This is a genomic window from Nonomuraea sp. NPDC049480, from assembly GCF_044465905.1.
Lineage (GTDB): Bacteria > Actinomycetota > Actinomycetes > Streptosporangiales > Streptosporangiaceae > Nonomuraea.
On the sequence record NZ_JBITMD010000001.1, the window covers coordinates 147,526 to 169,307 of the forward strand.

General features: G+C 70.7%; 20 protein-coding genes. 8 read left to right on the plus strand and 12 right to left on the minus strand.

Annotated elements, in window-relative coordinates; genetic code table 11:
• Positions 1–110: 110 nt before the first annotated feature.
• Positions 111–449 carry a P-II family nitrogen regulator gene (locus ACIBX3_RS00695; RefSeq protein ID WP_043616024.1) on the minus strand — a complete coding sequence of 113 codons (339 nt, stop codon included), beginning with the start codon at positions 447–449 and terminating at the stop codon, positions 111–113.
• Complete coding sequence (locus ACIBX3_RS00700) at positions 446–1,798, minus strand: ammonium transporter (RefSeq protein ID WP_397111640.1); 1,353 nt, start codon at positions 1,796–1,798, stop codon at positions 446–448. The genes ACIBX3_RS00695 and ACIBX3_RS00700 overlap by 4 nt, the downstream gene beginning before the upstream one ends.
• Before the next feature lie 207 nt (positions 1,799–2,005).
• Here ACIBX3_RS00700 and ACIBX3_RS00705 point away from each other — a divergent pair, with 207 nt between their 5' ends.
• Entirely contained in the window at positions 2,006–2,941 is a 936-nt protein-coding gene (locus ACIBX3_RS00705; RefSeq protein WP_397111641.1) for an ABC transporter substrate-binding protein, read from the plus strand.
• A gap of 1 nt (position 2,942) precedes the next feature.
• On the opposite strand, the gene ACIBX3_RS00710 is transcribed toward ACIBX3_RS00705, so the two are convergent.
• Positions 2,943–3,704: an MOSC domain-containing protein gene (locus tag ACIBX3_RS00710; protein WP_397111642.1), complete on the minus strand. Its 762-nt coding sequence runs from the start codon at positions 3,702–3,704 to the stop codon at positions 2,943–2,945.
• Between the two features lie 10 nt (positions 3,705–3,714).
• Positions 3,715–4,521 (minus strand): alpha/beta fold hydrolase, encoded by an 807-nt coding sequence (locus tag ACIBX3_RS00715; RefSeq protein ID WP_397111643.1) that lies wholly within the window; start codon positions 4,519–4,521, stop codon positions 3,715–3,717.
• Positions 4,522–4,603: 82 nt separating this feature from the next.
• Between ACIBX3_RS00715 and ACIBX3_RS00720 the strand changes: the two genes are divergently transcribed.
• Positions 4,604–5,173 carry a TetR/AcrR family transcriptional regulator gene (locus ACIBX3_RS00720; RefSeq protein WP_397111644.1) on the plus strand — a complete coding sequence of 190 codons (570 nt, stop codon included), beginning with the start codon at positions 4,604–4,606 and terminating at the stop codon, positions 5,171–5,173.
• Between the two features lie 99 nt (positions 5,174–5,272).
• Here the strand turns inward: ACIBX3_RS00720 and ACIBX3_RS00725 are convergent, their stop codons facing one another.
• The 5 genes from ACIBX3_RS00725 to ACIBX3_RS00745 all read right to left on the minus strand — a co-directional run bounded on the left by ACIBX3_RS00725 (position 5,273) and on the right by ACIBX3_RS00745 (position 10,722).
• Entirely contained in the window at positions 5,273–6,214 is a 942-nt protein-coding gene (locus ACIBX3_RS00725) for an RNA polymerase sigma factor RpoD/SigA (RefSeq protein ID WP_397111645.1), read from the minus strand.
• 103 nt (positions 6,215–6,317) lie between these two features.
• Positions 6,318–7,466 carry an imidazolonepropionase gene (gene hutI, locus ACIBX3_RS00730; RefSeq protein ID WP_397111647.1) on the minus strand — a complete coding sequence of 383 codons (1,149 nt, stop codon included), beginning with the start codon at positions 7,464–7,466 and terminating at the stop codon, positions 6,318–6,320.
• Entirely contained in the window at positions 7,463–8,788 is a 1,326-nt protein-coding gene (locus ACIBX3_RS00735) for a formimidoylglutamate deiminase (protein WP_397111649.1), read from the minus strand. The genes hutI and ACIBX3_RS00735 overlap by 4 nt, the downstream gene beginning before the upstream one ends.
• Positions 8,779–9,942: an allantoate amidohydrolase gene (locus ACIBX3_RS00740; RefSeq protein WP_397111651.1), complete on the minus strand. Its 1,164-nt coding sequence runs from the start codon at positions 9,940–9,942 to the stop codon at positions 8,779–8,781. The genes ACIBX3_RS00735 and ACIBX3_RS00740 overlap by 10 nt, the downstream gene beginning before the upstream one ends.
• 93 nt (positions 9,943–10,035) lie before the next feature.
• Positions 10,036–10,722: an SDR family oxidoreductase gene (locus ACIBX3_RS00745; RefSeq protein WP_397111653.1), complete on the minus strand. Its 687-nt coding sequence runs from the start codon at positions 10,720–10,722 to the stop codon at positions 10,036–10,038.
• Between the two features lie 64 nt (positions 10,723–10,786).
• On the opposite strand from ACIBX3_RS00745, the gene ACIBX3_RS00750 reads away from it, so the two are divergent.
• From ACIBX3_RS00750 to ACIBX3_RS00760, 3 genes are read left to right on the plus strand one after another with little or no spacing between them, the layout of a single operon-like run.
• Positions 10,787–11,308 carry a PadR family transcriptional regulator gene (locus ACIBX3_RS00750; protein WP_397111655.1) on the plus strand — a complete coding sequence of 174 codons (522 nt, stop codon included), beginning with the start codon at positions 10,787–10,789 and terminating at the stop codon, positions 11,306–11,308.
• Between the two features lie 21 nt (positions 11,309–11,329).
• Entirely contained in the window at positions 11,330–12,283 is a 954-nt protein-coding gene (locus tag ACIBX3_RS00755) for an ATP-binding cassette domain-containing protein (protein WP_397111657.1), read from the plus strand.
• On the plus strand, positions 12,280–13,029 hold the full coding sequence (locus ACIBX3_RS00760; protein WP_397111659.1) for an ABC transporter permease: 750 nt from the start codon (positions 12,280–12,282) through the stop codon (positions 13,027–13,029). The genes ACIBX3_RS00755 and ACIBX3_RS00760 overlap by 4 nt, the downstream gene beginning before the upstream one ends.
• Here ACIBX3_RS00760 and ACIBX3_RS00765 read toward each other — a convergent pair.
• The 3 genes from ACIBX3_RS00765 to ACIBX3_RS00775 all read right to left on the minus strand — a co-directional run bounded on the left by ACIBX3_RS00765 (position 13,009) and on the right by ACIBX3_RS00775 (position 17,339).
• Positions 13,009–13,845 (minus strand): MurR/RpiR family transcriptional regulator, encoded by an 837-nt coding sequence (locus tag ACIBX3_RS00765; protein WP_397111661.1) that lies wholly within the window; start codon positions 13,843–13,845, stop codon positions 13,009–13,011. The genes ACIBX3_RS00760 and ACIBX3_RS00765 overlap by 21 nt on opposite strands.
• Before the next feature lie 69 nt (positions 13,846–13,914).
• On the minus strand, positions 13,915–15,564 hold the full coding sequence (gene hutU / locus ACIBX3_RS00770; RefSeq protein WP_397111663.1) for a urocanate hydratase: 1,650 nt from the start codon (positions 15,562–15,564) through the stop codon (positions 13,915–13,917).
• A 44-nt stretch (positions 15,565–15,608) separates the two neighbouring features.
• Complete coding sequence (locus ACIBX3_RS00775) at positions 15,609–17,339, minus strand: ABC transporter ATP-binding protein (protein ID WP_397111665.1); 1,731 nt, start codon at positions 17,337–17,339, stop codon at positions 15,609–15,611.
• 226 nt (positions 17,340–17,565) lie between these two features.
• Here ACIBX3_RS00775 and ACIBX3_RS00780 point away from each other — a divergent pair, with 226 nt between their 5' ends.
• The 3 genes from ACIBX3_RS00780 to ACIBX3_RS00790 all read left to right on the plus strand — a co-directional run bounded on the left by ACIBX3_RS00780 (position 17,566) and on the right by ACIBX3_RS00790 (position 21,777).
• The gene (locus tag ACIBX3_RS00780; RefSeq protein WP_397111667.1) at positions 17,566–18,942 is read left to right on the plus strand and encodes a DUF4331 domain-containing protein; all 1,377 of its coding nucleotides are present in this window, start codon (positions 17,566–17,568) and stop codon (positions 18,940–18,942) included.
• Between the two features lie 196 nt (positions 18,943–19,138).
• Positions 19,139–20,293 (plus strand): tetratricopeptide repeat protein, encoded by a 1,155-nt coding sequence (locus tag ACIBX3_RS00785; RefSeq protein ID WP_397111669.1) that lies wholly within the window; start codon positions 19,139–19,141, stop codon positions 20,291–20,293.
• Positions 20,290–21,777 carry a nickel/cobalt transporter gene (locus tag ACIBX3_RS00790; protein WP_397111671.1) on the plus strand — a complete coding sequence of 496 codons (1,488 nt, stop codon included), beginning with the start codon at positions 20,290–20,292 and terminating at the stop codon, positions 21,775–21,777. The genes ACIBX3_RS00785 and ACIBX3_RS00790 overlap by 4 nt, the downstream gene beginning before the upstream one ends.
• The last annotated feature ends 5 nt before the right edge of the window (positions 21,778–21,782 follow it).

The window sequence follows — 21,782 nt, forward strand, 5'->3', positions numbered from 1 at the left end:
CTGTGCCCCCTTGCCGAGCTCTGCCCGGACATCGTCGTCCGGGCAGCGCCGCTTCGTGAAAGCCTTCCAGAGCTCCGCCCGGACCCCCTTGTCCGGGCGCTCTAGGTTCATCACAGGGCCTCCGGGCCCCTCTCTCCCGTACGTACGCGGATGACGGTGTCCACGGGCACGGACCAGACCTTGCCGTCACCGATCTTGCCGGTGTGCGCGGCCTTGACGATGACGTCGATCACGTCCTCGGCGTCATCCTCTTCGGCGAGGACTTCGAGCCGGACCTTGGGGACCAGGTCCACTTGGTACTCGGCGCCGCGGTAGACCTCGGTGTGGCCGCGCTGCCGGCCGTAGCCGCTCGCCTCGCTGACCGTCATTCCCTTGATGCCGAACTGTTCGAGCGCGGCCTTCACGTCATCCAGCTTGAAGGGCTTGATGATCGCCGTGATGAGCCTCATGCGTCCACCTTCTTAGGAGCGGGGGCGGGGCCGTTGGAGGACGTCACGCCGGAGGCGTGGAAGGTGCCGATGTCGTAGCCGGTCTCGGCGTGGGTGGTGATGTCGACGCCGGTGACCTCGGCGTCCTCGGCGATCCGGAAGCCCATCGTCTTGTCGATGATCATACCGAGGATCCAGGAGATCACGAAGGAGTAGAGGCCGACCGCGACCGGGCCGAGGACCTGGAGGCCGAGCTGGCTGATCTGCCCGCCCTCGATCAGGATGCCCTTGTTCTGGCCGGGCAGGAACGGGTAGGCCGCCACGAAGCCCAGGGAGACCGCGCCGATCACACCGCCGACCAGGTGCACGCCGACCACGTCGAGGGAGTCGTCGAAGCCGAGCTTGTACTTCAGGCCGACCGCGTAGGCGCAGCCCACACCGGCGAGCAGGCCGATGACCACGGCCGCCCACGGGTCGACGAAACCACAGGCCGGGGTGATGGCGACCAGACCGGCCACCGCGCCGGAGGCGACACCGAGCGTGGTCGCGTGACCGTCGCGCAGCTTCTCCACCACGAGCCAGGCGCCGGCGGCCACGGCCGTGGCCACCTGCGTGTTCATGAACGCCAGACCGGCGGTCTGGTCGGCAGCCAGCTCCGAGCCCGCGTTGAAGCCGAACCAGCCGAACCACAGCAGGCCGGTGCCGAGCAGCACCATGGTCAGGTTGTGCGGCCGCATGGGCTCCTTCTGCCAGCCCTTGCGCTTGCCCAGGACGAGCGCGAGCGCGAGCGCCGCCGCACCTGCGTTGATGTGGACGACCGTACCGCCGGCGAAGTCCTCGATGCCGAGCTGGCCCAGCCAGCCGCCGCCCCAGACCCAGTGAGCGACGGGGAAGTAGACCACCGTGGCCCACAGCAGGGAGAACACGACCCAGGCGCCGAACTTGGCCCGGTCGGCGATCGCGCCGCTGATCAGCGCCACGGTGATGATGGCGAAGGTCAGCTGGAAGGCGGCGAACACCATGAGCGGGAAGTTGTCGACGGCCGCGGCCTCGGGCGTGACGTCGCCGCCCGCGACGATGATGTTCTCGTAGACGGCGTTGAAGACCCCGCTCAGACCGACGTAGTCGAGTCCTCCCACGATCTTGTTGACGAAGCCGGATCCGTCTCCGGCGGGGTCGAACGCGAGGGAGTAGCCGTACAGCACCCAGGCGACCGTGACGACGATGATGCTGACGAACGACATCATCATCATGTTCAGGACACTCTTGGCCCTGGTCATGCCCCCGTAGAAGAACGCGAGGCCCGGAGTCATCAGCAGCACCAGGGCGGTGCATACCAGCATCCAGGCGGTAGTGCCGCTGTCGATCATCGAAGCGACCCTCCTTACATGTGACGTGTGGCCACAGCGTGTTCTTCCGGGGTTTCGTGGCGCGACCAGGTGTGTTTCACATTCGTGAATCTCGCCGCACAGGTGTTTCGGGTAGGTTTCGGACGCCTCACAGCTAGCATTTCGGCACTGCAATTCCAGGCGTGCGATACTTAGGGTTGCCTTATCTAAATCGATCAAGGAATGCTGATGCGCCTCCGCCTGGCCGTCGCCGCCATGCTGCCCCTCCTCACCCTCGCCGCCTGCGCGAGCTCCGGCACCTCCACCTCCTCCCAGGAGGCGGGTCCCACCCGGGCCGTGAAGCACGCCATGGGAGAGACGAAGGTGCCGGCGACCCCGAAGCGGGTCGTGGTCCTCGACACGGACAAGCTCGACACGATGGTCTCGCTCGGCCTCGCACCCGTGGGCGCGGCGCAGGCCCAGGAGAACCAGAAGTGGCCGGCGTACCTCGGCTCGGCCCTGTCGGCCACCAAGCCGGTCGGCACCCTCCAGGCCCCGAACATCGAGGCCATCATCGCGCTCAAGCCGGACCTCATCCTCGGCTCCAAGTTCCGGCAGCAGTCCTTCTACGACAAGCTCAGCAAGATCGCGCCCACCGTGTTCACCGAGAAGGTCGGCGTCACCTGGAAGGAGAACTTCCTGCTCGACGCCGAGGCGCTGGGCAAGAAGGACCAGGCGCAGCAGTTGCTGTCCACCTACGAGACGCGTGCCAAGGAGGTCGGCGCGAAACTCTCGAAGCTTCAGGTGAGCATCGTGCGGTTCATGCCGACCGAGATCCGCATGTACGGCCCCGAGTCGTTCAGCGGCATCGTCGTGGGCGACGCCGGCATCCCCCGGCCCGAGGCCCAGCAGCTCGCTGACCAGCAGGACAAGCGATTCGGCAAGCTGAGCCAGGAGAACATCGCCCAGGCCGACGCCGACGCGGTCTTCTACAGCGCGTACGGCGAGGCGGCCGCCAAGTCCCAGGCCGAGGTCACCGGTGGGCCGCTGTGGAAGAACCTCGCCGCCGTCAAGGCCGGCCACGCCTACAACGTGGACGACGAGATCTGGATGACCGGCATCGGCGTCACGGCCGCCGGCAAGATCCTTGACGACCTGGACAAGTACCTGGCGCCGCTGGCCTGAGTCACGCCAGGCCCACCGGGTCGCCCTTCCTGATCCTGCCGGGCCGCGCCACGCGGGCGTACACTCCCGCGCACGGCTGCGGAGCCAGATCGAACACCGGCACCCGGTTGTGCCTGGCCACCGTGCGCAGCGCGTCGGCGTCGCGGCCCAGCGCCCCGTGCGCGAGCGTCGGCACGGCGCAGCGCGGGCTGGCCACGACGACCTCCAGCACCACGTCATCGCCGACGTGCAGCTCCCGGCCCACCCAGGCGTTCTCGGGGAAGCCCTCCGCGTCCGTCCCGACGACCAGGTTCGGCCGGTAGCGGAGGGCTTCGACGTGCCCGCGCGGGCTGAGCGCGCCGATCCGCCGGAGCGCGGACGTGGTGATCAGATGGACCGGCGCGAAGTCGAAGAACGTGCCGGCGGGCGACGCGGCCCCCAGGGTGCCGACGGTGTGGGGCACCTCCGCCTCGATCCCCTCGGCCAGCACCCGCTCGGGGACCGAGCGCTCGAACTCGGCGCCCTCCGGGGGCACGTCGATCAGCCGCACCTCGCGCCCGAGCAGCTTGGACAGCTCCTCGTCGCCCGGGACGCACGCCCCCTCGATCGTCAGCAGGTCCCGCCAGAGCCGGGGGTTCTTCGCGCTGGCGATCTTCCCGGTGGCGACGTCGAGCACCGCCCGCGCCCGGTCCCCGGCCAGCCCCCGCTCGGTCACCTCACTCTGCGCGATCTCCTCGCCCAGCATGGACTTGACCGGATAGCGCCGCAACATCTCGACATTCACAGACGACAGCCTAGGGCTGCCGCGCCCAGAACCGCCGTAGATGCGGCACCAGCTCACGGGCCCGCTCATCCGGGAAGAACAACCGCCCGCCCTCGATCTCGACGATCTCCCTGACCCCGGGGATCGTGTCGCGCAGCCAGCGGGCCCAGCTCACGTCGAAGAACACGTCGCCCGTCCCCCACACCACGAGCGTCGGCACGGTCAGCACGGTGAGCTGCGGCTCGATGGCGATCATGTCCTTGGCGTCGATGGAGGTCAGCACCCGCTCGAAGGCCCGGCCGCCGTCCGGCCTGGCGAAGATCGGCCGGAGGTACGCCTCCACCAGCGCCGCCGGGTCGTCGATCCGCTCGTAGCCCTCGCCGTAGGCGGTGCCGGCAATCAGCTCCGGCTGGTCGAGCAGGGCGGCCGTGAGCTCGGCCAGCTCGCCCCTGGCGGCCAACTCCACGGTGGGCTTGAACGACTCGGGCGGGGTGTTGGTGTGCACGTCGCAGTTGGTCAGCGTGAGCGTACGCAGCCGGTCGCGGTGCCGTACGGCGAAGACCTGCGCCACCGCGCCGCCCGTGTCGTTGCCGACGAGATCCACGTCCGTGAGGCCGAGCCCGTCGCACAGCTCCGCCACGGCCTCGGCGAGCGCGGGGATCGACAGGTCGTCGCGCGGCGCGCTGCCGCCGTGCGCCGGCAGGTCGATGGCCACGCAGCGGCGCTCGTCACGGAACTCGGCGATGACGTTGCGCCACAGATACGAGCTGGTGCCGACGCCGTGCACGAACAGCGCCACCGGGCCCTGCCCCACATCCACGTACTTGATGCCCTCCATGGACCGTTCTCCTCCCGATTACAAACCGACTGTCGGTCTACGAAATTACCGACTGACAGTCGGTTTGTCTATGGTGGGATCCATGAACCTCAAGGCGGAACGCGGCGCGGCAACCCGCGACAGGGTCCTGGCGATCGCCACGCGGCTGTTCGCCGAACGGGGCTACGACGACACCTCGATCGAGACAGTCCTGCAGGAGACGGGGCTGAGCAGGGGGGCGCTATACCACCACTACGCGGGCAAGGACGCGCTGTTCGAGGCCGTGCTCGAGGCCACGGAGTCGGCCGTCGGAGGCAAGATCATGGAAGCGGTGCGCGGCATCAGGGAGCCGGCCGCGTCACTGAAGGCGGGGGTGCTGGCCTGGATCAGGCTCGCCGGGGATCCCGTCATCAAGCAGATCATCCTCATCGACGCCCCTGCCGTGCTGGGGTGGGAGCGCTGGCGGGCCATGGAGGAGCGCTATTCGTTCGGCATGCTGAAATCGGCTCTGAAGGCCACGGGGTCGGTGCCGCCCGAGTTCCTGGATCTGCACGCCCACATGTTGCTGGCGGCCATCAACGAGAGCGTCCTCCTGGTGGCCAGGGGCGGCGACCGCGCCGCCGCCGAGGCCGCCGTCGAGGAATTCCTCCGCCGCCTCCTCCATCACGCCTGACCCACGCCACCGCCGTCACCCGCCCCGGCGTCTCCGGCCAGCCGCGTAAACAAGCCCTGCCCGGCGCGGAGCACGCGCCGGGCAGGGCAAAGGCAAAGGTCAGGCCGCGGCCGTGGCCATCTTGCGGAGGCGGGCCAAGGCGTCGCGTTCGATGCGGCGGGCGCGGTCACGGCCGATGCCGTACCGTTCGCCCACCTCTGTCAGCGTGTGCTCGCGCCCGTCCACCAGCCCATACCGCCACCGCAGCATCTCGCTGGTCGCGCCCTCGAGCCCGGTCAGCCACTGGTCCAGTCGCTCCCGCTCCAGGATGTCGATGGCCTGCTGCTCGGGATCGGCCCACGTCTCGTCGGCGATCATGTCGCCGAGCTCGGTCTCGTCCTCGTCCCCGACCCCCAGCTGGAGCGAGACGGGATCGGACGCCCACCGCCGCAGCTCCCGCACCCGCTCGATCGGCAGCTCGAGGATCGCGGCGAGATCGTCGTCGGTCGGCTCGGCGTCGAACTCGGCCAGCATGTCCCGCCGCACCCGCATCAGCCGGGTCATCTGCTCACCCGCGTGCGTGGGCAACCGCACCGGCCGCGCCTGCTCGTGGATGGCCCGCCCCACCGACTGCCGGATCCACCACGTCGCGTACGTCGAGAACTTGTATCCCCGCCGGTAGTCGAACTTCTCCACTGCACGAACAAGGCCCAGGTTCCCCTCCTGGACCAGGTCGATGAGCGGCATCCCCCGACCCGAATATTTCCTGGCCACCGCCACCACAAGGCGCAGGTTGGCCTGGATGAACTCGTCTTTGGCCCGCTGGCCGGAAATGGCCAGGCGCTCCAGCTCCTCGTCGGCCGCGTCCCCGATACGCGGCTCCGAGCCCCCGCTGTCGAGCAACTGCTCCGCGAAGAGGCCCGCCTCGATCCGCTTGGCGAGCTCCACTTCTTCCTCCGCCGTAAGCAGCGGGACGCGGCCGATCTCGGCCAGATACGTCCCCAGCAGATCGCGATCCGCGACGTGCTGCTCCTGCGTGCGACTCCCCGTAGGCCTTGCCATCCCCAGGCACCTCGTTCCGCAGCTGCGTTCTATACCCGGCCAACGTCCGGCCAGATGCAAAGATTCCCTAAAGCACTACGTCCGAGGGAGGGTTCTGGATGTCCTACTCAAGGAGGAGACCTTCCTGAAACACCTGGTGAACGAGGGGTACGCCCGGCCGGTAGGCCAGATGGACGTAGGACGGGGCGTCGAGCACGACGAGGTCCGCGCGGGCTCCGGGCCGCAACCAGCCTACGTCCGCACGCCGTAGCGCGCGTGCCCCGCCGTACGTCGCCGCCCTGATCGCCTCCAGCGGCGTCATCCGCATCTCGCGCACGGCCAGCGCCACGCAGAACGCCATCGACGACGTGTACGACGACCCCGGGTTGCAGTCGGTGGCCAGCGCCACGGTGACCCCGGCGTCGATCAGCCGCCTGGCGTCGGGGTAGGGCGACCGCGTCGAGAACTCCGCCCCCGGCAGCAGCGTCGCCACCGTCTCCGAGGCGGCCAGCGCGTCCACGTCGGCCGCCGTGAGGTGGGTGCAGTGATCGGCCGAGGCCGCGCCCAGCTCGCAGGCGATCCGCACTCCCGGGCCCTCGCCGAGCTGGCCGGCGTGCACCCGCGCCCCCAGCCCCGCCTTCAGCCCGGCGCTCAGGATCTCCCGCGTCTGGTCCCCGTCGAAGGCCCCACGCTCGCAGAACACGTCCACCCACTTCGCGTACGGGGCGCACGCCTCCAGCATCTCCCCGGCCACGAGCCGCACGTACGAGTCGGCGTCCATGTCCGCGGGCACCACGTGCGCCCCCAGGAACGTGGTCTCGCCGGTCAGCCCGCCGGCGATCTCCAGCGAACGCCGTTCGTCCTCGACGGACAGCCCGTAGCCGCTCTTGATCTCCACGGTGGTCGTGCCCTGGGCGCGCATCTCGCCGACCAGCGCCCGGGCGCGGCCGGCCAGTTCGGCGTAGCCGGCCTGCCGGGTGGCGGCGACCGTGGTCCTGATGCCGCCGCCGGTGTACGGCTCGCCGGACATGCGGGCCTGGAACTCGGCCGTGCGGTCGCCGGCGAAGATCAGGTGCGCGTGGCTGTCGACGAAACCGGGGATGACGGCCCGGCCCGCCGCGTCCACCCGCTCGTCGGCGTCCGGGGCCCCGGCGGCAGGACCTGCCCAGGCGACCAGCCCGTCCTCCAGCACCAGCGCCGCGTCCGCGATCTCCTCGCGCTCGGGGTCGCCGGTGTAGAGCAGCCCGATCCCGTCGATCAGCGTCGTCGTCATCGCAAGGCTCCTATCGCCTCAGCCAGCAGGGGACCGACGTCGCCGAGCCGGTGCCGCCCGTCCTCGGCCACGCGGCGCCCGCCGGAGATCACCGAATGCACATCCGCCGCCGTGGCCGCGAACACCACGGCCTCCAGCCCTTTCGCGCCCGCCGTACGCACCGAGTCGAGGCGTACCGACACCAGGTCGGCCCACGCGCCGGGCACGAGCATGCCCGCGTCCGGGAAGCCGAGCGAGGCCTGGCCGGTGCAGGTGGCGGCGGCGAGCAGGTCGGCGGCGGGCCAGTGGCCGCGTTTCCCGCTGGCCCGCCGCTCGTCCAGCTCGACCGCGCGGGCCTCCTCGAACAGGTCGATCACGGCGTGGCTGTCGGAGCCGAGCGTGATCGGCGCGCCCCGGTCGGCGAGGGTCCTGGCCGGGCCGATGCCGTCGGCGAGGTCGCGCTCGGTGGTGGGGCACATGCAGATGTACGTGCCCGAGTGCGCGAGCAGCTCCATGTCCACGTCGGTCAGGTGGGTGGCGTGCACGGCGGTCGAGCGCGGTCCGAGTGCCCCGTGCTCGTGCAGGAGCTGGACGGGGGTGGCCGCGTACATCTCCACGCAGGCCGCGTTCTCGGCCGGCTGCTCCGAGACGTGCGCGTGCAGGGGCGCGGCGTGGTGGTGGGAGAACTCGGCGACGACCGGCAGTTGCTCGGGCGGCACCGCGCGGACCGAGTGGACGGCCGCGCCGATCTCCACGTCGGCCTGGCCCTGGTAGGCGGCGGCGAGGTCATCGGTCCGGGCGGCCCAGCGCTCGGCGTCGCCGTCGCCGAAGCGCACCTGGGCGCCGGCCAGGGGCTTGCCCATGCCGCCGGACAGATAACAGGTGTCGAGCAGCGCGATGCGCAGCCCGGCGTCGCGGGCGGCCTGGACGAGAGCGTGGCCCATGGCGTTCGGGTCGTCGTACGGGCTGCCGTCCGGCGCGTGGTGCAGGTAGTGGAACTCGCCCACGCACGTCACCCCGGCCAGCGCCATCTCCGCGTAGACGGCCCTGGCCAGCCGCAGGTAACCGTCGGGGTCGAGCCGGGCGGCCACCTCGTACATGCGCTCGCGCCAGGTCCAGAAGTCGCCCTTGCCCTCCTGGGCGGCGCCCCTGAGCGCGCGGTGGAAAGCGTGGGAATGGGAGTTGGCCAGGCCTGGGACGGTGAGCCCTGGCAGCCGCTCGGCGGAGGGTGGCGGCGGGCCCTGGCCGATCCTGGCGATCCTGTCGCCGTCGACCACGACGAGCACGTCGTCCGCGACGCCGTCGGGCAGCCATGCCTGCTCGCACCAGTACGTCAGCGACACAGATCCTCCAGCACGTCCGCCAGCGCCAGGACTCCCGCCTCGCAGTCTGCCTGCTCGGCGTGCTCATCGGGGGAATGGGACACGCCGGTGGGGTTCCTGACGAACAACATGCCGGTCGGCACGCCCGCCGCGGCCAGGATTCCCGCGTCGTGCCCGGCTCCGGTCGGCAGGATCGGCGCGGGCGTGTCGCCGCCGGTCACCCTGGCCAGCCGGTCCCTGAGCGCCGGGTCGAAGCCGACCACCGGCGTCCACGACTCCTCGCGTACGTCGAGCCCTTCTGCCAGCTCCGCCACCAGGTCCCGCACGTCCCGCTCCTCCGGCCCTCGGGCGTCCAGCCAGGCCGTCACCAGGCCGGGGACGGCGTTGGCGTTGCCCGGCGAGACGCGTACCTTGCCGACCGTGGCCACCAGGCCACGGCGCTCGGCGCCCGCGCGGGCGGCCAGCACCATGCGGGCGAACGGCAGCATCGGGTCGTCGCGGTCGGCCAGCCTGGTGGTGCCCGCGTGGTCCGCCCGGCCGCGGAAGTCGAACCGCCAGCGCCCGTGCGGCCAGATCGCGCTCGCCACGCCCACCGGCCTGTCCTGGTCGACGAGCCCGCGGCCCTGCTCCACGTGGAGCTCCACGAACGTGCCGATCGTGGCCAGCGTCTCGTCGTCCCGCCCGATCCCGTACGGCTTCCTCCCGGCCCTCGTCATGACGTCGGCCAGCGTGTCCCCGTCGTCGTCGGTGAGCGCGAGCGCCCTGTCCGGCTGGATCGCGCCCGTGAGCAGGCGCGACCCCATGCACGGCACGCCGAACCTGGCGCCCTCCTCGTCGGTGAAGCAGGCCACGCCCACGGGCCTTCCGGGCGTCACGCCGCGGGTCTTCAGCAGGTCCAGGGCGGCGAAGGCGGACACGACGCCGAGCGGGCCGTCGTACGCGCCGCCCTGGCGTACGGAGTCGAGGTGGCTGCCGGTCACCACGCCCGGACGTCGCGAGGGGTCGCCCCACCAGGCCCAGAGGTTGCCGTTGCGGTCCTCACGCAGGTCGAGGCCGCGTTGCGCCGCCTCCCCCGCGAACCACTCCCGTAGCTCCATGTCGGCCTCCGACCAGGCGTCCCTGACGTAGCCACCGGTCGCCGGGTCCCGTCCTATGCGTGTGAGTGGTTCCAGCATGGACCCACTGTAGTGAATGGATCCATTCAGCGGTTTCGCCGGGCCCAAGGCCCGGAGCGCTGAACGGATGTCCTCACTCCGTTGCGGATCCGTTCAGCTGGGAGGACCGGCCGCCGGGCGGAGGGTGAGCTCGGTGAGGTGGGCGTCCGGTCCGGCGTTGAGCGCGGCCAGGACGGCCTGCGCCACGCTCTCCGGCCGCAGGTACTTCTCCGGCTCGAACGCGCCGCCCTCGTACCTGCGCACCTCGTGCTGCATGTCGGTGGCCGTCCGGCCGGGGTAGACGGTGGTGACCCTGAGGTCGCGCTCCTCCAGTCGCAGCGCGTCGGCGAACGCCTTCAGCGCGAACTTGCTGGCCGCGTAGGCGGCCCAGTCCGGATTGGCGCGCTGGCCGGAGCCGGAGTTGACGCACACGACGTGGCCGCGGGCGCGCCGGAGGGCGGGCAGGAGCAGCCTGGTGAGCTCGGCGACCGCGACGACGTTCACCTCCATCATCCGGAGCCAGGCGTCGGCGGGGAGGTCGGCGATGCGGCCGAGCCTGGCGACCCCCGCGCTGTGCACGAGCACGTCGAGCCGCTCGACGCCCGCGACGTCCGCCTCGGTGACCCGCGTCAGCTCCACGGGCCAGGGCCGGGCGTCGGGCAGCTCGGCCGCCACTTCGGCGAGCGCTTCTTCGTCCCTGCCGCCCAGGACGACGTGATGGGTCGGCCCGAGGGCCCGGGCGACGGCCGCGCCGACACCCCGCGAGGCGCCGGTGACCAGCGCCGTTGGTCGTTCAGTCATGGCGATCAGCTTATTGAGGTTGACGAAGTAATCAAATTTGAGTACAAACTTGAGTATGTCATCGATGCGCGTCCTGATCCTCGGCGTCCTGCTCGACGACCCCATGAACGGCTACGGCGTCCGCAGGCGACTGGAGGCGATGAGCGCCGACGTCTGGGCCAGCATCGCCTACGGCTCGATCTACCACGGGCTCGGCAAGATGGCCGACGAGGGCCTGCTGGAGATCGTCGAGGGGGCCAAGGGCGGCAAGGGCGTCTACGCGATCACGGACGCGGGCCGGCAGGAGTTCCACCGGCTGCTCCTGAAAGCCTGGCACGAGGTCAAGCCCATCATCGACCCGTTCCAGGTGGCGATGACGTTCATGGACAAGCTGAAAAAGCAGGAGCTTCTGGACGCCCTGTATGGCAGGATGACGCAGCTCAAGATGAGCGTCGAGACCATGGGCCACATCGTTGACCTCAAACACCACCACGGCGCTCCAGATCACATCCGCGAGAACCTGCTGCTGACGCGGGCCATGCTCCAGGCCCAGCTCGACTGGGTCGAGAAGGCCGTCGCGCGGGTCGAGGCGGACGAATTGCCATGAGATCACCTTCGAGGGAGCCTGATGATCATTGAGGCACGCGACTTAAGGAAGACGTTCACCACCAGGAGCCGCAAGGGCCCGCAGACCGTGGAGGCGGTGCGGGGCGTCGGCCTGGAGGTCGAGAAAGGAGAGATCTTCGGAGTGCTCGGGCCCAACGGCGCGGGCAAGACGACCACGATCAGGATGCTCGCCACGTTGATCGGGCCCGACGCGGGCACGGCCACGATCGCGGGACACGACCTGTTGAAGGAGCCCGCCGCCGTCCGGCGCAAGCTCGGCTACGTCAGCCAGGCCGGCGGGGTCGAGGACACCACGTCCGCCAGGGCCCAGATCATGATGGCCGCCAAGATCCACGCCATCGCGGATCCCCAGCGGGCCACGGCCGAGGTGCTGGAGCGCTTCGACCTCACCGAGATCGCCGACCGCCCCAGCCGTACGCTGTCCGGCGGCCAGAAGCGGCGGGTCGCCATCGCGATCGGGCTGGTGCACAACCCACCGCTGCTGTTCCTCGACGAGCCGACCACCGGCCTGGACCCGCAGAACCGGGCGAACCTGTGGGATCGCATCGCCGAGCTGCGCGAGTCCGGCACGAGCGTGCTGCTCAGCACCCACTACCTGGACGAGGCCGACGCGCTGTGCGATCGGCTGGTGATCGTCGACCACGGCCGGATCGTGGCCGAGGGCACCCCGGCCGCGCTCAAGCGCGAGGTCTCCGGCGACGTGATCACGCTCAGGGTCGACGAGCCCGCGCGGGCCGCCGAGACGCTGGAGCCGCTCGCCCGCGAGACCCGGCTCGACGAGGACGTGCTGCGCGTCTACGTGGACGACGGCGAGCACACGCTGCCCGCGCTGCTGCGGGCGCTGGAGGAGCAGGGCATCAAGCTGAGCTCCATCGCGCTCGACCGTTCCACGCTGGACGACGTGTTCCTGGCCAAGACCGGCCGTTCCCTGCGCGACACCGGAGCCGACGCATGATCCGCCACACCGCCCTCTTCACCGGCTACGAGTTGAAGAAGTCGTTCAGCAACCCGATCTGGCCGCTGTTCGGCATCCTGCAGCCGGTGCTCTACCTGGTGATGTTCGCGCCGCTGCTGAAGACCATGACGCCCGGCGGCACGACGGAGGACGCGCTGCGCATGTTCACCCCGGCGGCGATGATGATGATCGCCGTCTTCGGGTCGATGTTCTCCGGATTCGGGCTGATCGCCGAGGTGCGCAACGGCTCGATCGAACGGTATGCCGTCAGCCCCGCGTGGCGCCCGGCCATCGTGCTCGGGCGGGTGGCCAAGGACATGGTCATGCTGGTGTTCCAGGCGATCCTGGTGCTGATCGTGGCGATCGTGATGGGCGTGCGCATCGGGGCCGTCGAGCTGGTGCTCGTGCTGTTGCTCATGGCCGCGACCGGCCTGTTCGCCTCCAGCCTGTCGCAAGGGCTGGCGCTGACCATCCGGGACGAGAACGGCATGTCGCAGACGCTCAACCTGTTCATGTTGCCGATCATGCTGCTGGCCGGGCTCTTCGTGCCGATCTCCTTCGCGCCCGATTGGATGAAGGCGATCGCGCCGGTCAATCCGCTCTACCACGCGGTGGAGGCGGGGCGGGCGCTGTTCGCCGGGCAGCTGTCGAACTCCTCGATCCCGATCGCGTTCGCGGTGTTCATCGTGCTGGCGGTGCTGACCACGATCTGGTCCATGCGGGCGCTAAGCAAGATCGCCGGGTAGGAACGCACCGGTCTCGTCGGTCATCCGCTCGTACTCCTCGAGCCGCGCCTGCGTACGCAGCGGCGCCGCGTCCGCCATGGCCTCGACCAGGGCCATGGCGATGGCCAGCGGCGCCGCGTGGGAGTCGAACACGAGCCGGTCGCCGACAGGCGCGTCCAGCACCACCTCGGCCGGGAAATCCGGCTTATCCGTAATCGCCGCCACCCTGAGCCCCAGCTTCTCCGCGTACTCCAGCGCCTGCACGGCCTCCCTGGGATAGCGCGGCAGCACCACGGCCACCAGCCACTCCGCCCCGGCCCTGCGGGCGGCGTGCAACCCGTCGACCAGCTCCGACCCGCCATGCGTGAGAAGCCGCACGTCGGGGTGGATGCGGCGGGCGTAGTAGGCGAACGTGGTGGCCAGCCCGCACGACACGCGCAGCCCCAGGATGGGCAGGGGCTCGGTGGCGGCCAGCTGCTCGCCCAGTTCCTTGAGCGGGAACGCCGTCAGACGGTCGCGCACCACGGCCAGGTTGCGGATCTCGCAGTCGATGGCGGTGCGCAGCAGGCTCTCCTGCGGCTGCCCCGCCCCCGCGCCGCCCAGCACCAGAGGCCGCAACGCCTGCCGGAGCTCGGGGTATCCGGCGAACCCCAGGACCACGGCGAATCTGGTCACCGAGGGCTGGCTGACCCCCGCCCGTTCGGCCAGCTCCACGCTGGACAGGAAGATCGCCTCATCCAGGTGCTCACTGAGGTAGTGCGCGATCCTCCGCTGCACGGGCGACAGCCTCCGGCCATCCAGCAGCACATTCAGCCCACCGTGATATCCGTCCGCCACGCCACCTCCAACGCCGCCGACCCGCCATTCTCATCCCTCGCCCCAGCACCACGGCCTTCGGGGATACGGTCAGGACTCGCGCATGGGGATGCGGACCCCGCGCTCGGCCGCCACCTCGGCGGCCTTGTCGTAGCCGGCGTCCACGTGGCGCATGACCCCCGTCCCGGGGTCGTTCGTCAGCACGCGGCTCAGCTTCTCCCGTCCCAGGGCGGTCCCGTCGGCCACCGTGACCTGCCCGGCGTGGATGGACCGCCCGATCCCCACCCCGCCCCCATGGTGGATCGACACCCAGGCGGCCCCCGAGGCCGTGTTGAGCATGGCGTTCAGCAGCGGCCAGTCCGCGATCGCGTCCGACCCGTCCGCCATCGCCTCCGTCTCCCGGTACGGCGACGCCACGGACCCGCTGTCGAGATGATCACGCCCGATCACGACAGGCGCCTGGAGCTCCCCGGACGCCACCATGTCGTTGAAGCGCTCCCCGGCGACGTTCCGCTCCCCGTATCCCAGCCAGCAGATCCGCGCGGGCAGCCCCTGGAAGTGCACCTTCTCCCCGGCCTTCCTGATCCACCGCGCGAGCGCCTCGTTCTCGGGAAAGAGCTCCAGGATCGCCCGGTCGGTGGCGGCGATGTCGGCGGGATCGCCGCTGAGCGCCGCCCACCGGAACGGCCCCTTCCCTTCGCAGAACAGCGGCCGTATGTAAGCAGGCACGAACCCGGGGAAGTCGAAGGCCCGCGCGTATCCCGCCAGCCGCGCCTCACCCCTGATCGAGTTGCCGTAGTCGAACACCTCGGCCCCCGCGTCCCGGAACCCGACCATGGCCTCCACATGCCGCGCCATCGAGGTCCGCGCCCGCTCGGTGAACCCCGCGGGGTCCTTGTCCCGCTCAGCGGCCATGTCCTCGAAGGCCACGCCCAGCGGCAGGTACATCAGCGGATCGTGGGCGGACGTCTGGTCCGTGACGATGTCGATCTCGGCCCCGCTCGCCAGCAGCCCGGGGACGACCTCGGCCGCGTTCCCCACGAGCCCGATCGACAGGGCCCGCCGCGCGTCGCGCGCCTCGTACGCCAGCCGCAGCGCGTCCTCCACGGACGCGGCCTCCACGTCCAGATAGCCATGGGAGATGCGCCGGGCGACCGAGCGCGGGTCGCAGTCGACGCAGAGGGCCACCCCGCCGTTCATGGTGACGGCCAGCGGCTGGGCGCCGCCCATCCCGCCCAGGCCCGCCGTCAGCGTGATCGTCCCGGCCAGCGACCCGCCGAAGCGTTCGGCGGCCACCGCCGCGAACGTCTCGTACGTGCCCTGCAGGATGCCCTGCGTGCCGATGTAGATCCAGGACCCGGCGGTCATCTGCCCGTACATGGTGAGCCCGGCGGCCTCCAGCCGCCGGAACTCCTCCCAGTTGGCCCAGTCAGGCACCAGGTTGGAGTTGGCGATGAGCACCCGGGGCGCCCACTCGTGGGTGCGGAACACCCCCACGGGGCGCCCCGACTGCACCAGGAGGGTCTCGTCGCCCTCGAGCGTCGTGAGGGTCCTGACGAGCGCGTCGTAGGACGCCCAGTCACGTGCGGCCCGGCCGGAGCCGCCGTAGACGACCAGTTGCTCGGGGTGCTCGGCGACCTCCGGGTCCAGGTTGTTCTGGAGCATCCGGAGCGCGGCCTCCTGCGGCCATCCCTTGGCGGTGATCGTCGTGCCTCGCGGCGCGCGCACGCTGCGACCCATTGTGACCCTCCTGAATGAAGACATTCATCCATGTCACCCGCAGACTACAACGGCTCGCCGACCAAGAACTGGGTGGCGGCCAGCTCCCGGTAGAGGTCGTCCGCGCCGACCAGCTCGTCGTGCGTCCCCACCGCCCGTACGCCGCCCGCCTCCATGACCACGATCCGGTCGGCGTTGGTGACCGTGGACAGCCGGTGGGCGATGACCAGCACGGTCGTCTCCCTGGCGACCTCTGCGATGACCTCGCGCAGCCGCAGCTCGTTGACCGCGTCGAGCTGGGAGGTGGCCTCGTCGAGCAGCAGCAGCCTGGGCTTGCGCAGCAGGGCCCGGGCGATGGCGACGCGCTGCCGCTCGCCGCCCGACAACAGCACGCCACGGTGGCCGACCGGCGTCTCCAGCCCTTCGGGCAGCCTGGCCACCAGGTCGTCGAGCCTGGTGCGGGCGATGGCGCGGCGCAGCTCCTCCTCGGTGGCGTCCTGGGCGGCGAACAGCAGGTTCTCCCGCAGGGAGCCGGCCAGCACGGGGGCGTCCTGCTCGACGTACCCGAGTGCGGCCCGCAGCTCGCCCAGCGGCCAGTCGCGGATGTCGCGCCCGCCGATCGAGATCCGCCCGTCCTGGTGGTCGTAGAAGCGTTCGAGCAGGGCGAACACGGTGGACTTGCCCGCCCCCGACGGCCCCACCAGCGCGGTCAGCCCACCGGGCGGCACCTCGAAGCTGGCCCCGTCGTGCACGAGGGGCCGGTCCTCGCCATAGCGGAACACCACGTCCTCGAACGTCACCCCGATCGGCGCCCCGCTCGATTCCGGGTCGCCCGTGACGGCGACCGGCTCGGCGGGCTCGGCCGGCAGCTCCTCGATCTCCTTGATCCGCTTCAACGCGGCCAGCCCCTGCTGGAGCTGGACACCGCCCTGGACGAGCTGCCCGATCGGCGGCACCAGGTAGAACAGGTACAGCAGGAACGCGATCAGCGACGAGACCTCCAGCGTGCCGGAGGCGACCCTGGCCCCGCCGACGGCCAGTACGCACAGGAACGCGATCTGCACCGCCATCCACGTCGCCACTCCGGCCAGCGACGTCCACCCGGCGACCTGCAGCCCCCGGTCGCGGGCGCGCTCGGCCGCGTCGCCGACCACGGCGATCTCCCGCTCCTCGGCACCGCTCGCCTTGACGGTCCGGTACGCCTGCAGCGCCCGGTCGAGCACGGCCCCCATCTCGCCCACGGCCTCCTGGGCCTGTGACTGCGCACGCTGGATCTTCGGCATGATGAGCGCCACCAGCCCGCCGATCACCACGACCACGAGCAGCGTGACCAGCAGCAGCACGCCGTCCATGGTCGCCATCATGACGATGGCCCCGACCAGCATGAACGCCGCGCTGACCGACTCGACGATGCCGTTGGTCAGCACCGCGCGCAGCAGCGTCGTGTCACCGGTCACCCGCGACAGCAGATCGCCGGGCTTGAGCCGGTCCACGTCCGCGACCTTGAGGCGGAGCATCCGGTCGACGAGCTTGCGCCGGGCGCTGAGCACGATGCCCTCGCCGGTGCGTTCCATCAGATAATTCCCCGCGGCGGACACGACCGCGCCCACCAGCACCGCCACGGCGAGCCCTGACAGCGGCCCGGCCATCGACCCGTTCTGGCCGAAGGCGTCCACGACGTACTTGGCCAGCAGCGGCATCGCGAGCCCCGCCACCGAGCCGATCAAGCCCAGCAGCCCGCCCAGGAAAAGGACCTTCCGGTGCGGACGGACGTAGGCGAGTAACTCTTTGACCACCACATCCCCCTTTACGACATTTCTCGACTTGCCAACGAACGGGCCGACGAGATCGGCACCACCGCGACAGGGTCAACCTAAATTGACGACCTAAGTATGTCAACTTTGGTTGACCTCTCCTTCTTGAGGAGGAGACGACATCCGGAGGCCGCCCGCGGACGAATAGGGCGTCGAGGAACCCGGCCGGAACCTCGTAGGACCGAACAGTCATCCGAAAGGACTGAAAATGGAGCTCCGGATCAACCGGCGCGCTCTAGTCGGACTTGGCCTCGTCGCAGCGGTAGCCGCGTCGTCGTTGGCCGTGCTCCGTACCGACTCCGGCATCGCTTCCTCGCACCGTGAGGCCCCCAAGACCGCGGCCATGCCGCAGATCGACAACACCGACGTCTACGCGTTCGTCAGCCCGGACAAGGCCGACACGGTGACGCTGCTGGCCAACTGGAACGGATTCCAGGAGCCCAACGGTGGCCCCAACTTCTACCCCTGGGACACCGGCGCGCGGTACAACATCAAGATCGACAACGACGGTGACGCCAAGACCGACATCACCTACCAGTGGACGTTCCGCGACGAGGACAAGCGCGGCACCACCACGTTCCTGTACAACAACGGGCCCGTCACCTCGCTGGACGACCCCAACCTGCTCTTCCGCCAGCGCTACACGCTCAAGCGCATCACGCCGGACGACACCAAGACGCTGGTCTCGGACGGCATCGCCGCGCCGAGCAACGTCGGCCGGGCCTCCATGCCGGACTACGGCACCCTGCGCGCCCAGTCCATCAAGAACGTGCCGGGCGGCGGCAAGACGTTCGCCGGACAGTCGGACGAGGCGTTCTTCCTGGACCTGCGCATATTCGACCTGGTCTACGGCGGTGACCTGTCCGAGGTCGGCCAGGACACCACCAGGGGCTACAACGTCAACACGATCGGCCTCCAGGTGCCCGCGTCGGACCTGGCGCTCAAGGGCGACGCCAAGCGCAACCCCGTGATCGGCGTGTGCTCGACGACCGACAAGTCCAACGGCGACAAGTACGTCCAGGTCTCACGCCTGTGCAACCCGCTGGTGAACGAGGTCGTCTCGTCCGCCGGGATCAAGGACGCCTACAACGCGCTGGACCCGTCGAAGGACGCCGACGTCGCCGCGCTGGTCGCACGGGTCACCGATCCAGAGGTGCCGAGGCTGCTCGAGACCTTCTACGGCATCAAGGCCCCCGCGACCCCGCGCAACGACCTGGTCGAGATCTTCCTGACCGGCATCGCCAAGCAGAACGGCCCGATCAAGGCCGATCTGAACTCGCAGGTGCTCAACAAGGACGCGGGCAAGCTGCGTCCCTCCGAGCAGCTGAGGCTCAACATGTCGATCCCGCCGTCGAAGGACCCGAACAGGCTCGGCGTGCTGGCCGGTGACCTGCAGGGCTTCCCGAACGGCCGCCGGCTCCTCGACGACGTCGTGGACATCGAACTGCAGGCGCTGGCCGGCGCCGCGCAGAGCGGCAAGCTGGTGCCCGGTCTGACGGACAAGGTGGACAAGAACGACAAGGCCTTCGGGCAGTCGTTCCCGTACATCCCGCTGCCGAGCAACGTGGCAGTGAACCAGCGCTAGACCACGACCGGCCGGTCCCTCTCCAAACCGGCCGGTCCACCCCCGGCGGCAGACCCTCGTCTCCCATCGTCTGCCGCCAGAGAGAGGGCCGGCCGGCCGTGCTCCCCGTCACGGCCGGCCGGCCCGACCACCCAGCTCTGGAGTCTTCGACATGCGCACGTTCGCGATATTCGCCGGATTAGCCCTCGTAGGGGCAATGATCTTTACGATCTTCTCCTTCTCCGCGGCGCCCGCCGAGCAGCAGGCGGCGGCCGAGCCCGTCACCGAGACGCTCCAGGAGCGTCTCAAGCGCCTGCCTGGCGACTACCGCAGCTGGGCCGAGCTCGCCTCCCAGTACGTGGACCAGGCCCGGATCACCGGCGACCCGTCGTACTACGCCAAGGCGGAGGGCGCGCTCGACACCGCCGCCAAGCTGAAGGCGGACGACGACGCGGTGCTCACCGGCCAGGCGGCGCTGGCCGCGGGCCGCCACGAGTTCACCGACGCGGTACGGCTTGCCGAACGCGCCATCGACGCCAACCCGTACGGCGCCAATGCCTACGGCGTGCTGGCCGATGCGAAGACGCAGCTCGGGGACCTGCGCGACGCCGAGCGTGCGGTGACCAAGATGCTGGACCTGCGCCCGGGAGTGGCGGCGTTCGCCCGCGCCTCCTACGCCGCCGAGCTGCGCGGCGACCAGAACGGGGCCCGTAAATACCTGGAGCTGGCGCACAAGGACGCCTGGCAACCGGCCGACAGCGCTTACACCCGCTACTACCTGGGCGAGCTGGCGCTGCACGCCGGCGACCTGGCCACGGCGCAGGACTGGTACACCAAGGCTCTGCAGGCCTACCCCGCCTACACGCCGGCCCTCGCGGGCCAGGCCAGGGTGGCGGCGCTCGGCGGCCGCCTGACCGAGGCGCTCGACATCTACGAGCGAGTGGTCGAACGGCTCCCGCTCCCCCAGTACCTCATCGAGCAGGGCGAGACCAAGCTCAAGGCCGGGCAGCAGGCCGACTGGACGCTGCTCAAGGCGCAGCGCACGCTGTTCGAGGCCGCGGGCGTGCGGGACGACCTGACGTGGGCCGAGTTCGAGGCCGACCACGGGAATCCGGCTCAGGCGGTCAAGCACGCCAGGGCCGAGTACGACCGCAACCCCAACCTCGTCGCCGCCGACGCCCTGGCCTGGGCGCTGTGCAAGGCCGGCAAGCCGGCCGAGGCGCTGCCGTACGCGAAGAAGGCCACCTCCACCGGCTGGCGCAACCCGCTGCTCGCCTACCACCGCGCCGTGATCGAGCGGGCGCTCGGCCGACCGGCACGCGTCGACCCCGCCTTCGATCCGTCCCTGCCCGCCCTGGCGAGGTTCTCATGAGAACGGTCCGGCTCGGCCTGCTGTCCGCCCTGGCGGCCCTCCTGCTGTCGCTCCTGCTCGCGGACCCGGCACAGGCGTCGGCGGCGCACCCGAACGGCAGGTTCACCGTCAACCACTACAACGGCCTGCGGTTCACCCCGTCCGAGGTGCGCAACCTCGCCGTCGTGGACCTGGCCGAGCTGCCGACCCTGCAGGCCAGGCCGCAGGTCGACGCCGGGTACCCGGCCCGCCGCTGTGCCGCCCTGGCCGCCGCGCAGCCGCTCAAGGTCGCGGGCAAGGCGGTGCCGTGGCGGGTGGCGGGCTCCGAGTTCGCCTACACCCCCGGCGAAGGGGGTCTTCAGACCAGCCGCCTGACCTGCCGGCTCGTGGCCGGAGTCCGCGCCGCGGGCGCCGTGGAGTTCACCGACGGGTTCGAGCAGGACAGGATCGGCTGGCGCGAGATCACCGCCGTCGGAGACGGGGTACGCCTGATCGGCTCCTCGGTTCCCGCCGTGAGCGTTAGCCGGGAGCTGCGGGCGTACCCCGACGACCTGCTGGCCGACCCGCTCGACCAGCGCACCGCCACGATGACCGTGTCCGGACCGGGCGGCGGCCTGGCCGCGTCCGGCGGGCCGGGCACGGGCGGCGCCGCCGCGCCCGGCGGGATCGGGATCGGCGGGCCCATCGGTGACGCGCTGGCCGCCCTGGATCGGACGTTCACGGAGCTGGTCGGCTCGGACTCGCTGACGGTGCCGCTCGGGCTGCTGGCCGTCGGGCTGGCCATGGTGCTGGGGGCCGGGCACGCGCTGATCCCCGGGCACGGCAAGACGATCATGGCGGCGTACCTGGCCGGGCGGCGCGGGCGCCCCCGCGACGCGCTCGTGGTGGGCGCGACGGTGACGGCCACGCACACGGCCGGGGTGCTCGTGGTGGGGCTGCTGCTGACGGTGTTCACGACGCTGGCCGGGGAGTCGGTGCTGTCCTGGCTTGGCGTCGTCAGCGGCGTCCTGATCGCCGTCATCGGCCTCCGCCTCCTGCTGAACGCCCGCCGCGGCTCCCTCCACGACCGCCGCCACGACCACGGGCATGGGCACGGGCATGGGCATGGGCATGGGCACGGGCACGGGCACGGGCACGGGCACGGGCACGGGCACGGGCACGGGCACGGGCACGTCGGTGAGAACAAGCGTGGCGGCCTGGTGGGTCTCGGCGTGGCGGGGGGCCTCGTCCCCAGCCCGTCAGCCCTGATCGTCCTCCTCGGCGCCATCGCGCTCGGCCGCACCTGGTTCGGCGTGGCACTGGTCACCGCCTACGGAATCGGCATGGCCGCCACCCTGACCGTCACAGGCCTGCTCCTGGTCAAGCTCGTCGACCGCCTGGAACAGCGCGCCTCGGCGGGCCGCCGCCTGGCCGCCAGGGTGTCCGGCCTGGCCCCGTTGGGAACGGCCGCGATGGTGGTGCTGCTGGGCACGGGCCTGGTCCTCCGCTCGGTGGCTGCCCTATAGTCATG

Coding starts and splice junctions, on each gene's coding strand:
- ACIBX3_RS00695 (WP_043616024.1), bottom strand. CDS start 449: ATGAGGCTCATCACGGCGATCATCAAGCCCTTCAAGCTGGATGACGTG.
- ACIBX3_RS00700 (WP_397111640.1), bottom strand. CDS start 1,798: ATGATCGACAGCGGCACTACCGCCTGGATGCTGGTATGCACCGCCCTG.
- ACIBX3_RS00705 (WP_397111641.1), top strand. CDS start 2,006: ATGCGCCTCCGCCTGGCCGTCGCCGCCATGCTGCCCCTCCTCACCCTC.
- ACIBX3_RS00715 (WP_397111643.1), bottom strand. CDS start 4,521: ATGGAGGGCATCAAGTACGTGGATGTGGGGCAGGGCCCGGTGGCGCTG.
- ACIBX3_RS00720 (WP_397111644.1), top strand. CDS start 4,604: ATGAACCTCAAGGCGGAACGCGGCGCGGCAACCCGCGACAGGGTCCTG.
- ACIBX3_RS00725 (WP_397111645.1), bottom strand. CDS start 6,214: ATGGCAAGGCCTACGGGGAGTCGCACGCAGGAGCAGCACGTCGCGGAT.
- hutI (WP_397111647.1), bottom strand. CDS start 7,466: ATGACGACGACGCTGATCGACGGGATCGGGCTGCTCTACACCGGCGAC.
- ACIBX3_RS00740 (WP_397111651.1), bottom strand. CDS start 9,942: ATGCTGGAACCACTCACACGCATAGGACGGGACCCGGCGACCGGTGGC.
- ACIBX3_RS00745 (WP_397111653.1), bottom strand. CDS start 10,722: ATGACTGAACGACCAACGGCGCTGGTCACCGGCGCCTCGCGGGGTGTC.
- ACIBX3_RS00750 (WP_397111655.1), top strand. CDS start 10,787: ATGCGCGTCCTGATCCTCGGCGTCCTGCTCGACGACCCCATGAACGGC.
- ACIBX3_RS00755 (WP_397111657.1), top strand. CDS start 11,330: ATGATCATTGAGGCACGCGACTTAAGGAAGACGTTCACCACCAGGAGC.
- ACIBX3_RS00760 (WP_397111659.1), top strand. CDS start 12,280: ATGATCCGCCACACCGCCCTCTTCACCGGCTACGAGTTGAAGAAGTCG.
- hutU (WP_397111663.1), bottom strand. CDS start 15,564: ATGGGTCGCAGCGTGCGCGCGCCGCGAGGCACGACGATCACCGCCAAG.
- ACIBX3_RS00780 (WP_397111667.1), top strand. CDS start 17,566: ATGGAGCTCCGGATCAACCGGCGCGCTCTAGTCGGACTTGGCCTCGTC.
- ACIBX3_RS00785 (WP_397111669.1), top strand. CDS start 19,139: ATGATCTTTACGATCTTCTCCTTCTCCGCGGCGCCCGCCGAGCAGCAG.
- ACIBX3_RS00790 (WP_397111671.1), top strand. CDS start 20,290: ATGAGAACGGTCCGGCTCGGCCTGCTGTCCGCCCTGGCGGCCCTCCTG.